The sequence below is a fragment of the Sphingomonas sp. AC435 genome, from assembly GCF_979253005.1.
Genome location: NZ_CEEDCJ010000012.1, coordinates 37,570 through 57,755, shown reverse-complemented (window position 1 = coordinate 57,755; position 20,186 = coordinate 37,570). Strand labels below are relative to the sequence as shown.

Genomic DNA, 20,186 nt, shown 5'->3' with positions numbered 1-20,186 from the left:
CATGAACAGGCGGTCCCTCGGGGCCGCCTTTTTTATGCGCTATGTGTCGACGGGCGCCAGCGATCACGTGACGGCCGGATTGGACTATTTTGAACTGGGCGTCCTCCGTTGCTGGTTCGGCAAAATTACTTCGTCACCTCGGACTGCCCGACAAAGGGGGGCGCTGAACGCGTTCCACTTTCACGCCATTAGGGTCAGACGACATCGGGCTGACCCGTGGTCTGCGTCGAGCCGGGAGTTGGAGCACTCGGGGAGAGGGAAAGCGTCGAGCGGGGGTCCGATGCGCCGCTTGATCGCTTAGTGGGAGCGCTCGGCGGCCTTGCGCAGACGGTGCTGGAGCTTCGCGGGAACCGTCCCGTTGGGGTGAGGTCGGGCGATCAGGGCGGCAGGAACAGCAGCCTGGCTTCGGGTGCGGCGGATTGCCCGGCGGACAACAGGTCGCCTGCGGCGGCCGGGATTATCCATAATGACGATGTCGCCGGGCGAGAGCGTCGGCACAAGACGCTGCTCGACATAATCGCAGCAGTTTTGGCCGTTGAACGGTTGATCGAGCATGCCCCCCGGGCCGATCAGGTCGCACTGCAGCGCCGCGAGCAAGGTCATCGTTCGCCATTGCCGCGAACATTGGAGTCGATCGTGCGCCGTTTGTTGCCGGGCAATTCCGACACCAGCGTGTACCACCGCAACGGGTCACGATGGATCGATAGCGATGCTCGACGCGGTGCGAACGGGCTGTCCCGTCACTGTGTTAGTGGTCCTCGGTCCGAGGTGTAGCGAGAGCGATCCCCGGACCATGCTGGTATTTAGCCCTTCGGAGAGGACCGGTCTGCTTGGCACCCCATGTGCTCCCGCGAAGGCGGGAGCACATGGGGTGCCCGCCTTCGCGGGGATACATGATTGGTAGATGTCTCGAGGGGATAAGTACTGAACATGCACCGGGCGACCGTCGTTGGGGCGCTCGTTGTACTCTCAGCTTGAACGTTGATTCGCCCCGGGACGGGTCGAGACAGTCGGTCGCGCCATTCCGAGGCTCGTCGCGCGGGACGTTTTCCTAGGTCCCTCGGATCGCCAAGCGCCTTCCGCTCTGCCGTTGCAAATATGTCTGCCGCTGGGGGGCGTCGCATTCGGGTGACGATGTACCGGAACGACCGCCGTACCTCGCTATGGATGTCTCTCCGATCCGGGGCGGATCGATATCCGCAGGCGAGGCGGCTGTATCGCGCTGCTTCATACGCCGCGTCACACAGGACGCGATCCGGGGCTACGGTTCAGCGAGCGCTGCTCCTTGAGCATGCCATCGGTAGGCTTGCCGATGGTGTCCCTCGGCACATGGGCGCAGTGACGGCTCGTTTGAGCACGCGCGATCCGCCACGCTGAATGACGATTCCACCACGGTCATAGAGGCCATTGGCGCGTTGCTCGGCCTTGGGACAGGACTGCCGTTCAAGAGCGAGGCCATGTTGGCCCGCGTTCGCGCAATCTGATCGAGCTCTACTCCGGGCGACCGCAGCGGGTGGCTAGCGCCGCATTGATACGCAGTTCTCATCTGCGCCACCTGCTTCCCCATTGCCCCGGACAGACCTCGAACCTGTGAGTGACGATCGGTGGCGGGAACTCTGCGACGCTCGCAAAATCGTTCCGAAGAGGCGTTTCGATCCGGGACCGACAATCGCTTGCGAGCGTTTCACGAAAGTGACATACCAATGTCACAAAACTGAAACCTCAACGATGAGGCGATGAAAGGAGACGGACCATGCGGACCATTCTTGTGGCGTGCCTGATGGCGGTAGTCGCGACGCCGGCGCTTGCGGCAGATCGCACCGGCTATCGGGCCATTGCGACGGGCGACCTGAAGGGCGCCGAACAGCGACTGATTGCAGAGCGCCGTATCTTTCCCGAGCGGCCCGAACTGATGCTCAACCTGGCGGTCGTCTACGGACAGACCGGCCGGCTCGACGCGGCACGCGGCCTGTACGCGGCGGTGCTCGATCGCCCTGCCGTTGCGATGGCGTTGCCGACCGGCGATTCGGTGTCTTCGCACGAGATCGCGCAGCGTGGGCTCGCGCGACTGACGCCGGCGATGATGGCGACGCGCTGAGGCTATTGCGTTAGCGGGGTGGTGGGCGATGCTCGCGCCCCCGCCAGCGTGGCTTTCTCCAGCCATGCGCCGATTGGCCGAATGCGATGATCGACAACGGCGTGGGGCGGCTCACCCTGACAGTAGACTGAGAGACCGCTCACGACCGCTCACGACCGCACTGGTCTGGGCGGCGAACGCGTCGACGAGATCGTAGCAGACAATTTCTTCCGTGCTTTCGAGCGGGCGATCCGAGCGCCGACCGCAGAGTGACGGTTGCTGCGAAAGTGATCGATCGGGCATCGTCTCGAAGCCTCTGGTGCGATCACGCGTGGGCGCTTGCATGAACGAGCGGACCCGGAATACCCGCGATTGCGTCATGGCGCGAGCCACATGCGCGTGATCTTGTCCGTTATACCCGATAGATGGCGATGCCTTCGCTCGTGCGGCCAGCGGCGCCTGTCCGCTCCCGGTCGATCACGAAGTCGCCGTTTTGCATGCGCGACAGGATCGTGGCCTTCGGGTGATATCGTTCGAGCATGAACAGGTGGCGGGCGATCAGGACCGCTCGCCCCCGACAGAGTGGGCTTTACCTCCGACCCGAGATCGAACCGCTCTACATCGTCGGCTTAGAAGAATGCGAACGCATCGACGTCGCCCGGTTGAAGGCTTTGACTTGCGACTGCGCAACCGCATCGGCCGATCGTTTGGAAACTTCAGCGGTGCGCGACGCGGGTATGGCGATGAAAAATAGCGAAAGAGTTGGATTGGTGACTACCGACCACGCCACGCTCTTCTTTTCGGTTGCTACCGTTCCTGCGCGCTGAGATTATGTTGGAAATGTCAGTACTGCAAACAGGAGGTGCGGTGCTCGGGCGTTTCCTGATCGGTTGAAGGTGCGGCAGGGCTGGCAGTTGTCATTTTCCCGCACGGTAGTTCGGCGAACGTGAGGACCGGCTCCCGGCATGAGCCGGGAGCCGGTGACCTGTCAGCGGCCGAGGAAGGTGATGAGATCCTGGCTGAGACGATCCGAGTGGGTGACGTTCAGCCCGTGCGGGGCGTCCTCATATTCCACGAGCTGGCTGCCGGGGATGCCCACCGCGGCCGCGCGGGCGGAGGTGTCGATCGGCACGGTGGCGTCGCCGGTTCCGTGGACGATCAGCGTCGGCACGCGGAACGCGGCAAGATCGGGACGGAAATCGGTGTAGGCGAACGCGTCGAGGCAGGCGAGCGTCGGCTTCAGGCCTGCGAGCAGGGCCATGCCGATCGACCATTCGACGACATCGTCGCTGACGGGATGCGAGAAGGTGCCGACGCCGTAGAAGCCCGGCATGAAGGTGTGTCGCAGGAACTTCGGGCGGTCCTCCGTCAGGCCCTGACGCATCTGGGCGAAGGTGTCGTCCGGGACGCCGTGGGCATTGTCGTCGGTCTTCAGCATGTACGGCACGACCGAGGCGATCAGGCCGGCGGCGATCACGCCCTTGCCGCCATGACGGCTCATGTAGCGGGCGACTTCGCCGCCGCCCATCGAGAAGCCGACGATCGTCGCGTCCGTATCCGCGCCGGCCGCTTCCATCACGTCGGCGAGATCGTCGGCGAGCGTGTCATAGTCGTAGCCGCTCCACGGTTGGCCCGACCTACCGAAGCCGCGGCGGTCATAGGCGATCGCGCGGAAGCCGGCGTTTGCAAGTGCCATCGCCTGCGCGTCCCAGCTGTCGGCGTTGAGCGGCCAGCCGTGCGTGAGGATCACGGGCCGACCGGCGCCCCAATCCTTGACGTAGAGATCGGTGCCATCGCGCGTCTTGATATAGGGCATACTCAACTCCTGATAGGCTGTGCCCCGTAACGTGCGTTAAGGGTCGGCGTTCCGCATCGCGTTTGTCCCCCGCGGCGCGCCGTGCCAGCATCCGTCCTGACGCGAATCGAGGGGGTTGCATGACGAAACGATGGACGCTGGCTGGGACGACGGCGGCGATGCTGATCGCGCTGGGTGGCGCCGCTCCTGATCCCGTTCCGCAGATCCGCCGGGGCGCGCCGCCTGTGAAGATCGGCGCGGCGCAGAGCCAGTGGGCGACCTTTCGCGATGGTTACATCGAAGGGCTGTTCCGCCTCGACCCGGCGGCGGCGGTATATCAGGGGCGGCACGACTTCGACGGGCAACTGCCCGACTGGAGCGAGGCGGGGTTGCAGCGGCAGGCCGATTTCTTCCGGGCTGCGATCACCAAGGCGCGCGCGGTGCCGACGCCGGGGATGAGCGCGCAGGACCGGTTCGAGCGCGATTACCTGATCCAGACGGCGGAGGGGCGGCTGTTCTGGCTGGTCGATGCGGATTTTCCGCACAGCAACCCGGCCTGGTATGTCGGCAACGGATTGGACCCGAACGTCTATATCGCGCGCAACTATGCCGAGCCGGCGGTGCGGATGAAGGCGGCGACCCGCTTCCTGCGGGCGGTGCCGGCGGCGGCGGCGCAGATCCGGGCGAACCTGAAGACGCCGATGCCGGCCAGCTTCGTCGCTTACGGGCAAGCGGGCTTCGACGGGTTTGCAGACTATTATAGCGGCGACCTGATCGAGGCGTTCGCAGGCGTGAAGGATGCGGGTGCGCAAAGCGACCTGAAGGATGCGGCGCGAGCGGCGAGCGGAGCGATGCGCGATCTGGGTCGCTGGATGAAGGAGCTGAAGGCGAGCGCGCCGGCGGACGGCTATGCGCTGGGAGCGGCGCGGTTCACGCGGATGGTCAACGCGACGGAGGGCGTCGACACCTCGCTCGATGCGCTGGAGGCGGCCGGGCGTGCGGACCTCGCGCGCAACCGGGCGGCGCTGGAAGCGGCGTGCAAGCTGTATGCAGCGGGCGCGACGATCCCGGCCTGCGTCGCGAAGATGAATGCCGTGAAGCCTGTGGACGGGCCGGTCGCGGAGGCGCGACGGCAGATTCCGACGCTGCGCGCGTTCGTGGTTGCGAAGGACCTCGTCAGCATTCCGGGCACGGAGCAGGCGCTGGTCGAGGAGAGTCCGCCGTATAACCGGCAGAACCTGGCGTATATCGATCCGCCGGGGCCGTTCGATACCGGCCTGCCATCGGTCTATTACATCTCGCCGCCCGATCCGGCGTGGGATCAGGCGACGCGTGACGCGTTCGTGCCGGGCAAGGACAGCCTGCTGTTCACGTCGATCCACGAGGTGATGCCGGGGCATTTCGTGCAGTTCCTGCATGCGAACCGGTCGCCCTCGCTCTTCGGGCGGCTGTTCGTCGGCTATGCGTTCGCGGAGGGCTGGGCGCATTATGCGGAGGAGATGATGTGGGAGGCGGGCTATGGCGCGGGTGATCCGGCGGTCCATATCGGTCAGCTTTCCAACGCGTTGCTGCGCGATTGCCGGTATCTGTCGGCAATCGGGCTGCATGCGCGGGGGATGACGCAGGACCAGTCGCGGCGGATGTTCGTCGAGCAATGCTATCAGGACGAGGGCATGGCGCGGCAGCAATCGGCGCGGGGGACCTATGACCCGGCGTATTTGAACTACACGATGGGCAAGCTGCTGATCCGGCGGTTGCGCACCGACTGGACGGCGAAGCGTGGCGGGCGGAAGGCGTGGAAGACGTTCCACGACCGGCTGTTGAGCTATGGTGGGCCGCCGATCCCGCTGCTGCGACGCGAGATGATGGGGGAGGCGACGGCCCGGGCGATGTTCTGAGGGGGCTGCGGCGCGGCTTAGCTGACCTGCGCGCCGGGTTGGGCGTCGGCGGCTTCATCGCGCGGCGGGTTGCGGATGGCCGGGTTGAGGCGGGCCAGACTGCACACGCCCGCCACCGCGGCGAGGCCGGCGGCGATGAGTGCGGGACCGCCACCCGAGCCGAGGCCGATCGCGAGCAGCGCCGCGACCAGCGTCGCGCCGGTCGTCTGCCCGACCATGCGCGTGGTGGAGATCAGGCCGCCCGCCGCCGCCGCGCGCTCGCGCGGGGCGCTGCCGATGATCAGGCGGGCGTTGGGCGAGAGGAACATGCCGAACCCCGCGCCGGTCAGCGACATGCGCCACGCGATCGCCCAGTAGCTCGGGTCGGCGGGAAGGTAGGACAGGGTCAGCAGGCCGACGATCGCCAGCGCCATGCCGATGCCACCGAGCAGGCCGGCGGGGTAGCGGTCCGACAGCCATCCGGCCAGCGGCGCGACGATCATCGTCGTCAGCGGCCACGGTGCGATCACCGCCCCGACCTCCGACGGCGCGAAGCCATAGCCATGTTGCAGGCGGAACGGCAGCGACAGTAGCAGCGTCATCGTCGCGACGAAGGCGGTGAACGCGCCCATCGTCGAGAGCGCCAGCACCGGCCGGCGGAGCAGGTCGACGGGCAGGATCGGGGCGACCTCACCGCGCTGGCGACGGATGAACAGGATGCCGACGATCACCCCGACGATCACGATCGCGGCGGAGACGACCGGGCTGTCGCCATGAACCGCCGTCTCCAGCCCGCCGATGACGAGGCCGAACATGGCGGCGCACATCACCGCGCCGAGCACATCGAACGGCTCGGCGCGTGGTGGCGGATTTGGCAGGGCGCGGCCGAGGATCAGGCTAACGATCGCGAAGGGCACGGCGCTGGCGAACACCCACGGCCACGGCGCGACCGCGAGGACGAGGCCGCCCAACGTCGGTGCGAAAGCGGCGGAACTGGAGACGACGACGGAATTGATGCCGAGCCCGCGGCCGAGTTGCTTCGTGGGGTAGATCGATCGCAGCAGCGCCGACGACACGCTGAGCGCCGCTGCTGCTCCGAGCGCCTGCGCGGCGCGGACGATCAGCAGGAAGGGCAGGCTTTTCGCGAAGAAGCACAGGATGGTTGCGACGGTGAAGACCGCCTGACCGGCCTGGTACAGCTTCTTGAGCCCGATCCGGTCGCCGAGACCGGAAAAGGGCAGCAGCGTCATGACGAGGACGAGCTGGTAGACGGTAACGACAGCTACCGCAGCGGAGGCGTCGACGCCCAGGTCGCGGGCGATCGTCGGCAGCGCGACGGTGGCGATCGCGCCGTCGACGACGACGAGCGCGGTGCCTGCCGAGACGGCGGCTATGGCGAGGAAGCGGCGGGGTTTGGGCAGGCCATCGGTCATGGCGGGGGTAACGTTTCGGAGGTGCGTTGTTGCCGCGGAGTTCGAGGTGGACGTGCGCGGTTGCCGGCCCTTCTTACACGATCAGGTTAAAGCACAGCTGCATCGCAGGCCTTCGACTTGCTCAAGCCGAACGGAGGAGAGTGGGAGATGCGAGTATATTGCCCCACCCCGGCCTTCGCGGGGGAGGGGCGTCATGGGCGGCCTGTACTGCTCTAGGCGGGGCTGTGGCTCCCCTCCTCCGCCACCGATGCGCGGCGCGTCAGTTCGCCGCCGCCGGCACTCCGTACAGGTCGTGGTCGTCGGCATCCTCGATCGTGACGGGCACGATGTCGCCGACGGTCAGATGCCCCGCATCGCGGAGGAAGACTTCGCCGTCGATTTCGGGGGCGTCGGCGGTGGAGCGGCCGGTCGCGCCGCCTTCGTCGTCGACCGCATCGACGATCACCGCCAGCGTGCGGCCGACCTTGGCGGCGAGCTTGGCAGCGGAGATCGCAGCGGTCTTTTCCATGATGCGGGCGTAGCGTTCCTCCTTCAGCTCCTCCGGCACATGGTCGGGGAGCGCATTGGCGGTCGCGCCCTCCACGGGTTCGAAGCGGAATGCACCGACGCGGTCGAGTTGCGCCTCGTCCAGCCAGTCGAGCAGATACTGGAAGTCCGCTTCCGTCTCACCGGGGAAACCGACGACGAAGGTCGAGCGGATCGCGAGATCGGGGCAGATGTCGCGCCACTGGTGGATGCGTTGCAGCACCTTCGCGTCGTTGCCGGGGCGCTTCATGCGCTTGAGCACCGAGGGGGCGGCGTGCTGGAACGGGATGTCGAGATAGGGAAGGACCAGCCCCTCGGCCATCAGCGGGATGACCTGATCGACGTGCGGATAGGGGTAGACGTAGTGGAGGCGCACCCACGGCGCGATCTTGCCCAGTTCGCGGGCGAGGTCGGTCATGTGGGGGACGACCTCGCGGCCCTTCCACGCGCGCGGTTCCTTGCGGATGTCGATGCCGTAGGCGGAGGTGTCCTGACTGATGACCAGCAGCTCGCGCGTGCCCGCCGCGACCAGCTTCTCCGCCTCGCGCAGGATCGCATCGGGGCGGCGGCTGACGAGATCGCCGCGCAACGAGGGGATGATGCAGAAGGAGCAGCGGTGGTTGCAGCCCTCCGATATCTTCAGATAGCTGTAATGGCGCGGCGTCAGCTTCAGGCCGGCATCCGGGATGAGGTCGATGTACGGCGACAGGTTGGCCGGGGCAGCCTCGTGCACCGCCTCGACCACCTGTTCGTACTGGTGAGCGCCGGTGACGGCGAGGACCTGCGGGAAGCGGGCACGGATGACCTCCGCCTCTTTTCCCATGCAGCCGGTGACGATGACGCGACCGTTCTCGGCGATGGCCTCGCCGATCGCCTCCAGGCTTTCCTCCTTGGCGGAGTCGAGAAAGCCGCAGGTGTTGACGAGCACGACATCGGCGCCGGCATAGTCGGCGGACATCTGATAGCCGTCGGCGCGCAGCTGCGTCAGAATGCGTTCGCTGTCGACCAGGTTCTTGGGACAGCCGAGCGAGACCATGCCGACACGCGGCGGGGAGGGGAGTTTGGTTGCCATTGGATCGCCGCCACATAGGCGATCGGGCGCGATTTTGCCAGTGTCGGGCGGAGCGGTGTGCGGCTGGTGCTGGACGACGCGGATCGCGAGGATAGAAGGGCGGCCATGTTAGCCATCGGCCTCATGTCCGGAACCTCGCTCGACGGTATCGATGCGGCGTTGATCGAAACCGACGGCGAGGGCGTAGCCCGGCCCATCGCGTTCCGGGGCGAGGCCTATTCGGATGTCGCTCGCGCCGAACTGGCGGAGGCGACGCGGATCGCGCTGACCTATGACAAGCCGCGCCTGAGTCCGCCGATGATCGCGGCGACCGAACTGGTGACGCGCACGCATACACTGGCGGTGGCGAAGCTGCTGCGCGATGCCGGCGTGGCGGCGGCCGATGTCGACGTGATCGGACTGCACGGGCAGACGGTGGCGCATCGGCCGGATCGCGGCTGGACGTGGCAATTGGGCGACGGTGCGGCGCTGGCGGCGGCAACGGCAATTACGACGGTGGCGGACTTCCGCAGTGCCGATGTCGCGGCGGGCGGGCAGGGGGCGCCGCTGCTGCCGGTCTATCATGCGGCGCTCGTCGCCGGGCTGGAGCGGCCGGTCGCGGTGCTAAATTTGGGCGGGGTGGGGAACATCACCTTCGTCGGCGCGGATGGCGCGCTGGTGGCGTTCGACACGGGGCCGGCGAACGGATTGATCGATAGCTGGGTCGAGGAACTGACCGGCGCGCGTTACGACGCCGGCGGTGCGCTGGCGGCTGGCGGGCGCGTCGACGAGAGCGTGTTGACGGCGATGCTCGACAACCCCTTCTTCGATGCGCCTCCGCCCAAGTCGCTGGACCGCAGCGACTTCACGATCCAGCCGGCGCGCGGGCTGGGTGCGGCGGACGGGGCGGCGACGCTGACGGCATTTACGGCGGAGACGGTGGCGCTGGCGTTGCGGCAGTTGCCCGAACGACCGCGGCGCCTGCTGGTGGTCGGCGGCGGTCGGCACAATGCGACGATGCTGGCGATGATCGCGGAACGGTGCGGCATCGCGGCGGAGGCGGGCGACTCGTTGGGATGGAACGGGGACGGCGTCGAGGCGGAGGGATTCGCTTATATGGCTGTCAGAACGTTGAAAAACCTGCCGATCAGCTTCCCCGGCACGACGGGGATACCCGCAGCGATGGCCGGTGGCGTGATCCACCGCGCATGACAACCGGATGATCGCTTGATGCATGTTGGCGCGGTAGACTCGGAACGGCTCAGGAGTAGGACGAGGACATGAGTGAATCCGGGGAAGGGACAGACCCGATGGAATCCGACCTCCGTTATTATTTGCGTCGCCTGACGATCGAACGTGCCGCTGCCGAACGTGCGCTGACCGCCGAAGCGCGGGAACGCCGCCTGCGGCTGGTGGAGAGTTATACGCGCAAGATCGAGGCGCTGAGCGCCTAGTCCGCGGTGAGCGCGTAGTAGCCGGTTCGACCGAATTGCCGATGCCGCTGCGCAGGGCGACCGGAGCAGCCGTCAACCTCACGATAGACAGTCGGCCTACCGTTTCCGCGTCAGTTCGCGCATGGCGTCGTCGAGGCCGGCGAGCGTCAGCGGGTACATGCGGTCGGTCATGATTTCCCGGACGATGCGGATCGACTGGGTATATCCCCAATGCTCCTGCGGGAGCGGGTTGAGCCAGACCGTGGCGGGGTAGGTGGTGGTCAGGCGGTGGAGCCAGACGGCGCCCGCCTCCTCGTTCATGTGTTCGACCGAGCCGCCGGGATGGGTGATCTCGTATGGGCTCATCGACGCATCGCCGACGAACACGCATTTGTAGTCATGCCCGTATTTGTGGAGCACGTCCCACATCGGCGTCCGTTCCGCGAACCGGCGGCGATTGTCCTTCCACACGCCCTCATACGGGCAGTTGTGGAAGTAGAAGAACTCCAGGTTCTTGAACTCGGACGTGGCGGCGGAGAACAGCTCCTCGCACAGCGTTACGAAGGGGTCCATCGAGCCGCCGACATCGAGGAACAGCAGCAACTTGACGGCATTGCGCCGTTCGGGACGCATGCGTACGTCGAGCCAGCCCTGCCGTGCCGTGCCGTCGATCGTGCCGTCGATGTCGAGCTCGTCCGCGGCCCCTTCCCGCGCGAAGCGGCGAAGGCGGCGAAGGGCGACCTTGATGTTGCGGGTGCCGAGTTCGCGCGTCGCATCGAGGTTGCGGAATTCGCGCTGATCCCAGACCTTCAGCGCGCGACCGTGGCGGGACTCGCCGCCGATGAGGACCCCCTCGGGATTGTAGCCGCCGTTGCCGAACGGGCTGGTGCCGCCGGTGCCGACCCACTTGCTGCCGCCCTGATGCCGGCCGTGCTGCTCCTCCAGGCGCTTCTTGAGGGTGTTCATGATCTCGTCCCAGGAGCCGAGCGAGCGGACACGCTCCATCTCCTCCGAGGTCAGGAACTGTTCGGCCACCGCCTTCAGCCAGTCGGCGGGGATGTCGGCGGGTTGCTGGCCGTAGCTGGTCGTCAGTCCGCGGAAGACCTTGGCGAAGACCTGATCGAAGCGGTCCAGCAGCCCCTCATCCTTCACGTAGGTGGCGCGGGCGAGATAGTAGAAATTCTCCGGCGTGCGGTCGATCACGTCGGCATCGAGCGCCTCCAGCAGGAGCAGATGCTCCTTCAGGCTGGCCGGAATGCCGGCGCTGCGCAGCTCGTCGAGGAAGTTGAGGAACATCGCCGCGCAGCATGCCCGCGCGCGGTCAGCCGGGCAAGCTAGCGGCCCGCATCCGGGACATAGGCATCGATCAGCGCGCCGACATAGTCGGGGTCGCGGCTGGTGAGTTCGGCGGCGCTGCGGCCCTTGCCGTAGATGAAGCCCTCTACCGGATAGATGCTGCCGCCGAGGCCGTCCGAGTCGCGGAACCACACTTTCACGACCGACCAGTCATTGTGCGGCGAGACGTCGTACAGCGTGACATCCTGTTCGGCATGGCCCCGCTCGCCGTTCTGGCGGGACCAATTGGCGTGGGTGAGCATCAGCACGCGTTTCTCGACCACGCGGCTGACGACCGCGACATGGCCGAGACGGAGACGATCGGTCTTGGTGAAAACAATGACCGCGCCGACCTTCGGACGATGCCCGCGGTCGTATTTGCCGTTGGCCTGGTCCCACCACGTCCAGGCATCGCCGTAGATCTGGATGCCCGACGCGGCACGGGCGAAGGGCACGCACTGGCCAACGTAATCGAGCAGCGATCTGGCATGGGCGGGAAACGCTGCGCCGAGCGAGGCGGCGACCAGCAGCGCCGCCGCCGTGAGGCGGAGGAGGCGACGGCTGAAAGGGCGGGCGCGGCGCATGCGCGAAGGGCTAGCCCGAAATGGTAAACGAAACCTTAACAATCGTACGCGACGACAATGATCCTGTTTACTTAACGCGATGGCAACCGATCGCCGTGTCTAACGTCCCGCGATGGCCATGCGCTCGCTCCAATTCGATCCGTCTTCGGACACCGGTGATCATATCGCCAGCGTCGCGACAGCGTGCGGCGACCTTGCGGTCGGATGCATGGAAGCCGTCGACGCGATCGCCGGCACGTCGGCAGGGGTCGCGCGGCAGCTGAGCAGCCTTGGTTCGATCGAGGCGATCATTCGCGGACTGGAAGCGCGACAGGACGAGGCAGCCCGCGCGAGCGGGCTGGCGCGGACGCTGTCGGCCAGCGCGCGCAAGAAGCTGGACGCCGGATCGACGCTGATCGACGGCGCGATCGGCGAATTCGAGGCGCTGACCGATCTCGTATCGCGGATGGGGTTGCAGGTGACCGCCTTCGCCGCCGCGATGGAGCAGGTCCGCGCGGTCGCGGCGTCGATCGAGACGATCACGCGGACCACGCGGATGCTGGCGCTGAACGCCGCGATCGAGGCGCAGCGGGCGGGTGAAACCGGCGCGACGTTCGCGGTGGTGGCGGACGAGGTCAACAAGCTGGCGCAGGATACGCGCGTCGCGGTGAACGAGATCGGCCGGACGGTCGCGTCGCTGGATCAGGAGGCGACATCGCTGGCAGGCGATATCGTCGCGGGCGTGGCGCAGGCGACGGCAGCGCGCACGACGTTCGTCACGGTGCAGGAGACGTGCCGCGAAGTGCTGGAGATCGTGTGCAAGGTGGACACGCACAGCGAGGGCATCGCGGTTGCCGCGCGTAGCATCCATGCGGATGCCGGCGGCGTCCGGTCGCAGCTCGCGACCTTCGCGGACGAGGCGCATGCCGCCGACGAACTGCTGGAGGAAGCGCGCGCGAAGGTCGAGGAGATCGAACTGGTCGCGAACGGCATGTTCGACCGCATCGTGCATTCCGGACTGGCGGCAGACGACCGGCGTTTCGTCGACATGGCATTGGCGGGCGCGGCGGAGGCGAGCGCGATCATCGAACGCGCGCTGGCGCGGCACGACCTGACACCGGAGGCTGCATTCGACACGCAGTACCGGCCGATCGCCGGGTCCGATCCGGTGCGGTACGATACGCGGCTCTCCGACTTCGCCGATGCGGCGCTGCGGCCGCTGCTCGACAGGCTGGCGGGGGAACAGCCGCGGATCATCAGCGCAGTGTGTTCGGACGTGAACGGCTATCTGCCAACGCATATCAGCCGCTTCTCCCAGACACCGCGGCCGGGCGATGCCCGCTGGAACGTCGCGAATTGCCGCAACCGCATGATCATTTTGGACGCCGCCACCGCGCGCGCGATCGGGAGCGACGCCCCGTTCATGATGGGAGTCTATCGCTTTAACGGCGGTGGCACCGCCGCCGTGTTGCGCAATGTGTGGGTGCCGATCCGGGTGAACGGGCGCCGTTGGGGCAATTTCGAGATAGCGTATCGCGATGCGGCGTAGCGCGGACGCCTTCTGATCCAACCCTGTCGCGGCAGTCAGGCGGGGCGGAGGGTTCCACGATAGGCGACGATCAGACCGATCACAGGCATCGCGATTTCAACGTCGAAACAGAACTCGCCGTTGCGCTGCGTCTCGAAACTCGATCCCCTTGGCAGCAAGGTGGTCGACATCGGAATGCCCAGCAGGCTCCATCGTCGCGGGATCAGCAGCAGGCGATCCCCCTCGACCACTAGCGCGAGCGCGAACGAGGCGATCCCGAAGCGTTCGACAAGGAGATGCGCGTTCCGCCCGCGCCCGACAGACTGGACCGACGAGAAGGCTTTGTCTCCGAACCGACGGATCCAGAGTTCGGCGTCCCCTTCGGGCTTGAAGCTCACCGAAACCGGGATTTGCGTTGCCGCTTCGGGGAAGCCGACGAGCTTCGCGGTCAGCGCCGCCAGAAGTCCGCGGCCGCGGCGGACGTCGGCGAACCCCGTCCACTGCCTTGCCGTGGCGGTATCGTGCAAGTCTTGCAGGCGGGGCGGCAGCGACGTGAACGCCGGGCCCAAGACGCGGCGATAGAGCGGACCATCGTCGGTTTCGTCCGAGCGGAAGCCACTCTGGATGTTCCTGCCGCGGAACAACGCGTCGTAATCGGCGAGTTCGAGCGCCCGGACCGCCGAACGCGCGCCGCTGTGCGGACGGTCTCCGGCGAGCAGCTTGCGGACGATCGCCTCGACCGCCATCGACGGGATGTACGGTCCGTCGTCCCCTTCGGCGAGCAGATGCCAGCTCCGCTCCACGGGTCGGCCATTCGCCGTTCCGCGTGCCCGCACGAACATGCCGCCGCGATGTTCGCCGAAGCGCATGCGGTTGAGGACCGCGTAGAAAAGGCGGGCGAAGGGGACGAGGGAGGGGAGGCGGAAGCTGGATCGCACCTTTGCCAGCATGTTCAGGATGCGGTGCAGGACTTCCGGGACCGGGCCGGCGCCCATCCAGATATCCGTCATCGTCGGGTGTTCGGGCGGGATCACCTGAAGGTCCGGCACGTCGACAAGCGAGAAGCGGATGTTGTGCAGCGGCAGTCGGCCGGGTGGTGCGATCGTGAAGCGCCGGCTTTCGGCGAGGCCGATACCGTGCGCAGGGCGGCCGTCGCGCCACAGCTTCACCGGCGAACCGGCATAGCCGACCACCGCCCGCATGACGTTGAGGCCGATGCCGGCATACGGCGAGGGCGCGATGCCGCCTTCGACGGAGGCGATGTCCATCCCCTTCGCGAGTTCGCGCAGGACGGCGGCGGTGAGGACCGGGAAGCTGCTGACGCCGGACAACACGAACACACCTGCGGCCTTCGCCTCGGCGTCGAATTGGGCGACGCCAGCGACGAAGTCGGCGGCATCCGCGAAATCCAGATAGTCGACGCGCGCGGCGATGCAGGCGGCGATCACGTGATAGCGGTCGGCTCCGTAATCCTGGAACGGACCGGAGGCATCGACGACGAGATCGGGCCGATGGGCGGCAAGACCCGCGACGATGTCGGCGCGGTCGAGCACGACCGGGCGGACGCGTGCAGGGCCGGCATAGCGCGTACAGAACGCGTCCGCTCGAACGCGGTCGCGACCGGCGATGAGGAGTTCGACCTCGGTCAAATCGGACAGGAGGTGGGCCAGCCGACCTCCGAACACGCCATAGCCGCCGAGAATCAGGACCCGCATCGGCGCCGTCGCTTCATCACTCACATCAATCGGTCCCTGTACTCGGGCGGCGCGACCCAGCAGGTCGCCCGCTTGCCGAACAGGCGATAGCGGTTGCGTGCGACCCAAAGGTAAACGGGATCGCGGATGATCGCGGGTACGATGCGAAACAGCCCCAGCAATCCCCAAGGCAACCCAAGTCCCTCGTAGATGCTCAGGACCGCATCGCTGTCCCGGCGGACGCGATCACCCTCGACGACGAGGATGCTGCTCGGGTCGAGCGGGTCCATGCCATGCTGGCGGTAGAGTGCCGCGCCGACACCACCCTGCATGGAGGCGAGACGGAAGCGGGCGGCCTTGTCGTGCTTGAGGATGAACTGTGCGTTGGCGGAGCAGAGGACGCATTCGGCATCGAACAGGATGATCGGGCCCCCGGCATCGGATGCTGGCCCCTCATGCGGGTGCATGTCGTCATCTCCTCCGGAGGATCGTGCAGGGAAAGACGCCGTCTTAATGGAGCGACCTGCCGGTGCGGTTAACAGGCGTCGACTGCCCGTCGTTCACCGTTCGGGCGTTTCAGGGCCGGTTCTGCTGCCGCTTGGCCATGAAGGCGAGCCGTTCGAACAGCATCACGTCCTGCTCGTTCTTGAGGAGTGCGCCGTGCAGGGGCGGGATGGCCTTGGTCGGGTCGCGGTTCTGGAGGATGTCGAGCGGCATATCCTCGTGCAGCAGCAGCTTGAGCCAGTCGAGCAGTTCGCTGGTCGACGGCTTCTTCTTCAGGCCGGGGACGTCGCGGACGTCGTAGAAGATGTCCATCGCCTTCGACACCAGCATCCGCTGGATGCCGGGGAAGTGGACGTCGACGATCGCCTGCATCGTCCCGCGGTCGGGAAACTTGATGTAGTGGAAGAAGCAGCGGCGCAGAAACGCGTCGGGCAGCTCCTTTTCGTTGTTGCTGGTGATGACGACGATGGGGCGTTCGACCGCGCGGACCGTCTCCTTCGTCTCGTAGACGTGGAACTCCATGCGATCGAGTTCCTGGAGCAGGTCGTTGGGGAATTCGATATCGGCCTTGTCGATCTCGTCGATCAGCAGGACGGGCGGGGAGGGGCGGGTGAACGCCTCCCACAGCTTACCCTTGCGAATGTAGTTCTTGATGTCGTGGACGCGTTCGTCGCCGAGCTGGCCGTCGCGCAGGCGGGCGACGGCGTCGTATTCGTACAGGCCCTGCTGCGCCTTGGTCGTGGACTTGACGTTCCACTCGATCAGCTCGGCGTTGGCGGCCTTGGCGATCTCGTACGCGAGGACGGTCTTGCCGGTGCCGGGTTCACCCTTGACGAGCAGCGGGCGGCGCAGCCGGACGGCGGCATTGACCGCGACCTTCAGGTCGTCGGTGGCGACATAGGCGGCGGTGCCTTCGAAACGGTCCATGCGCGAGGGAGTGGCGGATCGGGCTCCGTCGCGCAAGGTCGGGGCGCGGCCTTAGCCCCGTGCGCTGGAGCGGGCCTCCAGCAGGTCCCACAGGCCGCGATGCTGCGCGAGCAGCTGACGCCCGCCGAAGTTCATCGCCCGCTCGATTGCGGCGGAGGCGCCGAGATCGACGATCGCGGTCGCGGTCTCCGCCTGCGACGGCAGCGCCGTGACCGGTAGCGCCACGCCGAACCGGTCGGCGGCGCGGGCCAGCACGCTGCGGATCGTCAGCCAGTCGATCGCGAGCATCGCGGCGGCCCCCGTCGCGCAGCCGGTGCGGTCGGACCCGGCGAGCATCTCGATCGCGTGACGGACGCCGACCAGCGCGGCCTCGGTTTCGGCCTGACCGGGGGTAGAGGGCAGCGGACCGGCGGCGGCGGCGATCTGCGCGAGCAACGCGCGTTCCTCCGCGAAGCCGGCGGCGACGCCGTCGAGCCACGCATAGGCGTCCGGTTGTGCCCCGTGGAACAGCGCGGCGTCGATCAGGCCGGGGTGGCGACCGTGAACCGCGCACAGGGCGTGGACCGCATCGGCGAGATCGCGGTGCGACGATCGCGGATCGGCAAGGCGCAGGACGTGCGGGTGGGTGGCGCTGCCATCGGCGTCGCTCAGGCGGACGAGCATCTCCCAGGCGCTGCCGTGCCAGCCGTGCGAGGCGATATTCAAGAGCGCGTCCTTTCATCGATGGCGAGGGAGAGCGGCGGGTAACACCGCTGTCCGTCATCGGTGATGTGATGCCCGGGCCTATACCGAATGACGTAAAGATGAGGTGTACGAGGCGTTTACCCAATCGGATCAGCGCAAAGGCCGCCATCGGGCAGCCCTTTACGCCGGTGCCGTGCGCCGCGATAACGCGCGTCGTGCCGGCCGTGCCGGGCGATCATCGATTTTGGAGCGGGACAGGATGCGCGCATGGCTGCTGGGTATGATGCTGGCTTCGGCGGGAAGTTCGGCGATGGCTGCTGAACAGGTGCAAACCGGCGCGCCGACGCCGGCGCTTGCGACCGAAGCCGGCGCGCAGGCCGCGACGCCGCCGGTCGAGGCGGCCGGTACGCTGACGCTGGCGAAGGTGTTCGGCAGTCCCGATCTGTCGGGGACCCAGCCGCGTGCGCTGAAGCTGTCGCCCGACGGGACGCTGCTGACGTACCTGCGCAACCGGGCGGACGAAAAGGAACGGTTCGACCTGTGGGCGACGGATACGCGGACGGGTGCGGAGCGGATGCTGGTCGACAGCAAGGCGGTCGGCAGCGGTGCGGAACTGTCCGAGGCGGAGAAGATGCAGCGCGAGCGGACGCGCATCGGCGGATCGAAGGGCATCGTCGCCTATGACTGGGCACCCGACGGCAAGGCGATCCTCGTGCCGCTCGACGGCGACCTGTATCTGGCCGGGCTGGACGGCAATGTCCGGCGGCTGACGAACACGCCCGGCGGGCAGTTGAACCCGGTGGTGAGCCCCGCGGGCGGCTATGTCAGCTTCGTGCGCGACCAGAATTTGTGGGCACAGCCGCTGAACGGCGGGGAGGCGAAGGCGCTGACGACAGGGGGCGGCGGCACCGTCCACTGGGGCGAGGCGGAGTTCGTCGCGCAGGAGGAAATGGACCGGCGGACCGGCTATTGGTGGTCGCCGAACGACAGGCTGGTCGCGGTCGAGAAGTTCGACGAGGAACCGGTCCACGTCGCGACGCGCGCGGCGATCGGTGCGACCGGCACGCGCGTCTACGAACAGCGCTATCCGGCGGCGGGGACGCCGAACGTGCTGGTCGAACTGTACATCATGAAGCCGGACGGGACGGGTCAGGTGAAGGTGAATCTGGGCGCGGAGCCCGACATCTATCTGGCGCGGGTCGACTGGATGCCCGACGGATCGGGCCTGCTGGTGCAGCGGCAGACGCGCGATCAGAAGCGGATCGACATCTTGCGCGTCGACCCGGCGACGGGGCGTTCGACGATCCTGTTCTCCGAGAAGTCGGGCGCGAAGAGCTGGACGAACCTGACCGACGCGTATCGCGTGATGAAGGACGGTAGCCTGATCTGGCGGTCGGAGCGGAGCGGGTATGGGCACCTGTATCGCTTCGCGGCGGGCAAGTGGACGCCGCTGACGAAGGGGGAATGGGTCGTCACCGCTCTGGTCGGCGTGGACGAGACGAAGGGGCGCGTGTTCTTCGCGGGCACGAAGGACGACGTACTGGAGCAGCAGCTTTATTCGGTCGACATCGCCAAGCCGAACCAGATCACGCGCCTGACGGAGCGGGGCTTCACCAACTCCGGCTCGATGGACGGGACGGCGAGCCGGCTGATCGTGCAGCGGTCGAGCCCGACGCAGCCGCCGCAGGTGTATCTGGCCGATGCGGGCGGCGAGCGCGTGTCGTGGATCGCGGAGAATGCGGTCAACGAGGCCCATCCCTGGTTCCCCTATGCCGCGGGCCAGGCCGCGACGACGTTCGGGACGATCAAGGCGGCGGACGGCACCGACCTGCACTGGACGATGGTCGCGCCGAAGATGGAGCCGGGCAAACGCTATCCGGTGTTCTTCCAGCATTATGGTGGACCCGGCAGCCAGACGGTGACGCGAGGGTGGAAGGGGCCGCTGCCGCAGTATCTGGCGCAACAGGGCTGGATCTTCTTCATGCTCGACAATCGCGGCTCGCCCAATCGCGGCAAGGCGTTCGAGGATCATCTCTATCATGCGATGGGCGGCGTGGAGGTCGCGGACCAGTTGAAGGGCGCGGAGTATCTGAAGACGCTGCCGTTCGTGGAGCCGACCAGGATCGCCACCTATGGCTGGTCGTACGGGGGCTATATGTCGCTGAAGATGCTGGAGAAGACGCCGGGCGTCTATGCCGCGGCGGTGGCGGGGGCGCCGGTGACGAACTGGGAGCTGTACGACAGCCATTACACCGAACGGTATATGGGCGATCCGCGCATCGATGGCGCGGCCTATGCGGCATCGGCGGCGATCGCGGACGCATCGAAGATCCGCGACCCCTTGCTGCTGATCCACGGGATGGCGGACGACAACGTGTTCCTCGACAACTCCACGGCGTTCGCGGCGGAGATGCAGCGGACGGCGACACCTTTCGAGATGATGTTCTATCCCGGCAACACACACCGCGTCGGCGGGCCGGGCGTGTCGCAGCATCTGTGGGGCACGATCATGGCGTTCCTGAACCGCACCGTGCGCGACCGGCCGGAGGCGCTGCCCGTGCCGGCGGTGTCGTCGATGCCGACGCCCGCGCCAACGGCGGCCGATAGCGAGGGCAAGTAAAGCTTGGCTGGCGTGCTGCGTCGCCGCGGACTAGGGCGGCGCGACGTCCGCTCCTCCGTTCGTTTCGAGCAGGGATCGAGCATGTCGAGAGCCCGTGTCGAGACCAGCCGCCGCCGGGTTGCTCTCTCGATAGGCCGTCT

The 20,186-nt window shown here is 67.0% G+C and carries 17 protein-coding genes; 7 read left to right on the top strand and 10 right to left on the bottom strand.

The features are described 5' to 3' along the window. Window positions 1-297 precede the first annotated feature (297 nt). The gene (locus AC0CH8_RS17380; protein WP_465240958.1) at window positions 298-603 is read right to left on the bottom strand and encodes a hypothetical protein; all 306 of its coding nucleotides are present in this window, start codon (window positions 601-603) and stop codon (window positions 298-300) included. A gap of 1,150 nt (window positions 604-1,753) precedes the next feature. On the opposite strand from AC0CH8_RS17380, the gene AC0CH8_RS17375 reads away from it, so the two are divergent. Both AC0CH8_RS17375 and AC0CH8_RS17370 read left to right on the top strand, forming a co-directional pair. Next, window positions 1,754-2,098, top strand: coding sequence for a tetratricopeptide repeat protein (locus AC0CH8_RS17375; protein WP_465240957.1), 345 nt, complete (start codon window positions 1,754-1,756; stop codon window positions 2,096-2,098). Window positions 2,099-2,616: 518 nt separating this feature from the next. After that, the gene (locus tag AC0CH8_RS17370) at window positions 2,617-2,904 is read left to right on the top strand and encodes a hypothetical protein (RefSeq protein WP_465240956.1); all 288 of its coding nucleotides are present in this window, start codon (window positions 2,617-2,619) and stop codon (window positions 2,902-2,904) included. A 161-nt stretch (window positions 2,905-3,065) separates the two neighbouring features. Here the strand turns inward: AC0CH8_RS17370 and AC0CH8_RS17365 are convergent, their stop codons facing one another. Further along, window positions 3,066-3,893, bottom strand: coding sequence for an alpha/beta fold hydrolase (locus AC0CH8_RS17365; protein WP_204198688.1), 828 nt, complete (start codon window positions 3,891-3,893; stop codon window positions 3,066-3,068). A gap of 119 nt (window positions 3,894-4,012) precedes the next feature. Between AC0CH8_RS17365 and AC0CH8_RS17360 the strand changes: the two genes are divergently transcribed. Then, a complete protein-coding gene (locus AC0CH8_RS17360; RefSeq protein WP_465240955.1) occupies window positions 4,013-5,770 on the top strand; it encodes a DUF885 domain-containing protein in 1,758 nt (585 codons plus the stop codon). Window positions 5,771-5,787: 17 nt separating this feature from the next. Here the strand turns inward: AC0CH8_RS17360 and AC0CH8_RS17355 are convergent, their stop codons facing one another. Further along, window positions 5,788-7,182, bottom strand: coding sequence for an MFS transporter (locus tag AC0CH8_RS17355; RefSeq protein WP_465240954.1), 1,395 nt, complete (start codon window positions 7,180-7,182; stop codon window positions 5,788-5,790). Window positions 7,183-7,441: 259 nt separating this feature from the next. After that, the gene (rimO, locus tag AC0CH8_RS17350; protein WP_465240953.1) at window positions 7,442-8,779 is read right to left on the bottom strand and encodes a 30S ribosomal protein S12 methylthiotransferase RimO; all 1,338 of its coding nucleotides are present in this window, start codon (window positions 8,777-8,779) and stop codon (window positions 7,442-7,444) included. Window positions 8,780-8,884: 105 nt separating this feature from the next. On the opposite strand from rimO, the gene AC0CH8_RS17345 reads away from it, so the two are divergent. After that, window positions 8,885-9,970 carry an anhydro-N-acetylmuramic acid kinase gene (locus tag AC0CH8_RS17345; protein ID WP_465240952.1) on the top strand — a complete coding sequence of 362 codons (1,086 nt, stop codon included), beginning with the start codon at window positions 8,885-8,887 and terminating at the stop codon, window positions 9,968-9,970. Between the two features lie 98 nt (window positions 9,971-10,068). Beyond that, on the top strand, window positions 10,069-10,212 hold the full coding sequence (locus AC0CH8_RS17340; RefSeq protein ID WP_204198693.1) for a hypothetical protein: 144 nt from the start codon (window positions 10,069-10,071) through the stop codon (window positions 10,210-10,212). Between the two features lie 96 nt (window positions 10,213-10,308). Here the strand turns inward: AC0CH8_RS17340 and AC0CH8_RS17335 are convergent, their stop codons facing one another. Both AC0CH8_RS17335 and AC0CH8_RS17330 read right to left on the bottom strand, forming a co-directional pair. Next, on the bottom strand, window positions 10,309-11,487 hold the full coding sequence (locus AC0CH8_RS17335) for a vWA domain-containing protein (RefSeq protein ID WP_465240951.1): 1,179 nt from the start codon (window positions 11,485-11,487) through the stop codon (window positions 10,309-10,311). 38 nt (window positions 11,488-11,525) lie between these two features. After that, on the bottom strand, window positions 11,526-12,110 hold the full coding sequence (locus AC0CH8_RS17330; RefSeq protein ID WP_465240950.1) for a CHAP domain-containing protein: 585 nt from the start codon (window positions 12,108-12,110) through the stop codon (window positions 11,526-11,528). A gap of 112 nt (window positions 12,111-12,222) precedes the next feature. Between AC0CH8_RS17330 and AC0CH8_RS17325 the strand changes: the two genes are divergently transcribed. Beyond that, window positions 12,223-13,638 (top strand): methyl-accepting chemotaxis protein, encoded by a 1,416-nt coding sequence (locus AC0CH8_RS17325; RefSeq protein WP_465240949.1) that lies wholly within the window; start codon window positions 12,223-12,225, stop codon window positions 13,636-13,638. 35 nt (window positions 13,639-13,673) lie between these two features. Here AC0CH8_RS17325 and AC0CH8_RS17320 read toward each other — a convergent pair whose 3' ends face one another. The 4 genes from AC0CH8_RS17320 to AC0CH8_RS17305 all read right to left on the bottom strand — a co-directional run bounded on the left by AC0CH8_RS17320 (window position 13,674) and on the right by AC0CH8_RS17305 (window position 17,447). After that, complete coding sequence (locus AC0CH8_RS17320) at window positions 13,674-15,332, bottom strand: DUF4166 domain-containing protein (protein ID WP_465240948.1); 1,659 nt, start codon at window positions 15,330-15,332, stop codon at window positions 13,674-13,676. 20 nt (window positions 15,333-15,352) lie between these two features. After that, window positions 15,353-15,778 (bottom strand): thiol-disulfide oxidoreductase DCC family protein, encoded by a 426-nt coding sequence (locus AC0CH8_RS17315; RefSeq protein WP_465240947.1) that lies wholly within the window; start codon window positions 15,776-15,778, stop codon window positions 15,353-15,355. Between the two features lie 109 nt (window positions 15,779-15,887). Beyond that, window positions 15,888-16,742 carry an AAA family ATPase gene (locus tag AC0CH8_RS17310; RefSeq protein ID WP_465240946.1) on the bottom strand — a complete coding sequence of 285 codons (855 nt, stop codon included), beginning with the start codon at window positions 16,740-16,742 and terminating at the stop codon, window positions 15,888-15,890. Between the two features lie 51 nt (window positions 16,743-16,793). Then, window positions 16,794-17,447 carry a DUF6975 family protein gene (locus AC0CH8_RS17305; protein ID WP_204198700.1) on the bottom strand — a complete coding sequence of 218 codons (654 nt, stop codon included), beginning with the start codon at window positions 17,445-17,447 and terminating at the stop codon, window positions 16,794-16,796. 238 nt (window positions 17,448-17,685) lie between these two features. Between AC0CH8_RS17305 and AC0CH8_RS17300 the strand changes: the two genes are divergently transcribed. Beyond that, window positions 17,686-20,046, top strand: coding sequence for a S9 family peptidase (locus AC0CH8_RS17300; protein ID WP_465240945.1), 2,361 nt, complete (start codon window positions 17,686-17,688; stop codon window positions 20,044-20,046). The last annotated feature ends 140 nt before the right edge of the window (window positions 20,047-20,186 follow it).

What these genes read in the sequence shown, in the direction of transcription:
- AC0CH8_RS17345 (WP_465240952.1), top strand. Translation starts at nt 8,885, where the DNA reads ATGTTAGCCATCGGCCTCATGTCCGGAACCTCGCTCGACGGTATCGAT.
- AC0CH8_RS17380 (WP_465240958.1), bottom strand. Translation starts at nt 603, where the DNA reads ATGACCTTGCTCGCGGCGCTGCAGTGCGACCTGATCGGCCCGGGGGGC.
- AC0CH8_RS17370 (WP_465240956.1), top strand. Translation starts at nt 2,617, where the DNA reads ATGAACAGGTGGCGGGCGATCAGGACCGCTCGCCCCCGACAGAGTGGG.
- AC0CH8_RS17360 (WP_465240955.1), top strand. Translation starts at nt 4,013, where the DNA reads ATGACGAAACGATGGACGCTGGCTGGGACGACGGCGGCGATGCTGATC.
- AC0CH8_RS17320 (WP_465240948.1), bottom strand. Translation starts at nt 15,332, where the DNA reads ATGCGGGTCCTGATTCTCGGCGGCTATGGCGTGTTCGGAGGTCGGCTG.
- AC0CH8_RS17310 (WP_465240946.1), bottom strand. Translation starts at nt 16,742, where the DNA reads ATGGACCGTTTCGAAGGCACCGCCGCCTATGTCGCCACCGACGACCTG.
- AC0CH8_RS17325 (WP_465240949.1), top strand. Translation starts at nt 12,223, where the DNA reads ATGGCCATGCGCTCGCTCCAATTCGATCCGTCTTCGGACACCGGTGAT.
- AC0CH8_RS17330 (WP_465240950.1), bottom strand. Translation starts at nt 12,110, where the DNA reads ATGCGCCGCGCCCGCCCTTTCAGCCGTCGCCTCCTCCGCCTCACGGCG.
- AC0CH8_RS17375 (WP_465240957.1), top strand. Translation starts at nt 1,754, where the DNA reads ATGCGGACCATTCTTGTGGCGTGCCTGATGGCGGTAGTCGCGACGCCG.
- AC0CH8_RS17335 (WP_465240951.1), bottom strand. Translation starts at nt 11,487, where the DNA reads ATGTTCCTCAACTTCCTCGACGAGCTGCGCAGCGCCGGCATTCCGGCC.
- AC0CH8_RS17365 (WP_204198688.1), bottom strand. Translation starts at nt 3,893, where the DNA reads ATGCCCTATATCAAGACGCGCGATGGCACCGATCTCTACGTCAAGGAT.
- AC0CH8_RS17315 (WP_465240947.1), bottom strand. Translation starts at nt 15,778, where the DNA reads ATGCACCCGCATGAGGGGCCAGCATCCGATGCCGGGGGCCCGATCATC.
- rimO (WP_465240953.1), bottom strand. Translation starts at nt 8,779, where the DNA reads ATGGCAACCAAACTCCCCTCCCCGCCGCGTGTCGGCATGGTCTCGCTC.
- AC0CH8_RS17300 (WP_465240945.1), top strand. Translation starts at nt 17,686, where the DNA reads ATGCGCGCATGGCTGCTGGGTATGATGCTGGCTTCGGCGGGAAGTTCG.
- AC0CH8_RS17340 (WP_204198693.1), top strand. Translation starts at nt 10,069, where the DNA reads ATGGAATCCGACCTCCGTTATTATTTGCGTCGCCTGACGATCGAACGT.
- AC0CH8_RS17355 (WP_465240954.1), bottom strand. Translation starts at nt 7,182, where the DNA reads ATGACCGATGGCCTGCCCAAACCCCGCCGCTTCCTCGCCATAGCCGCC.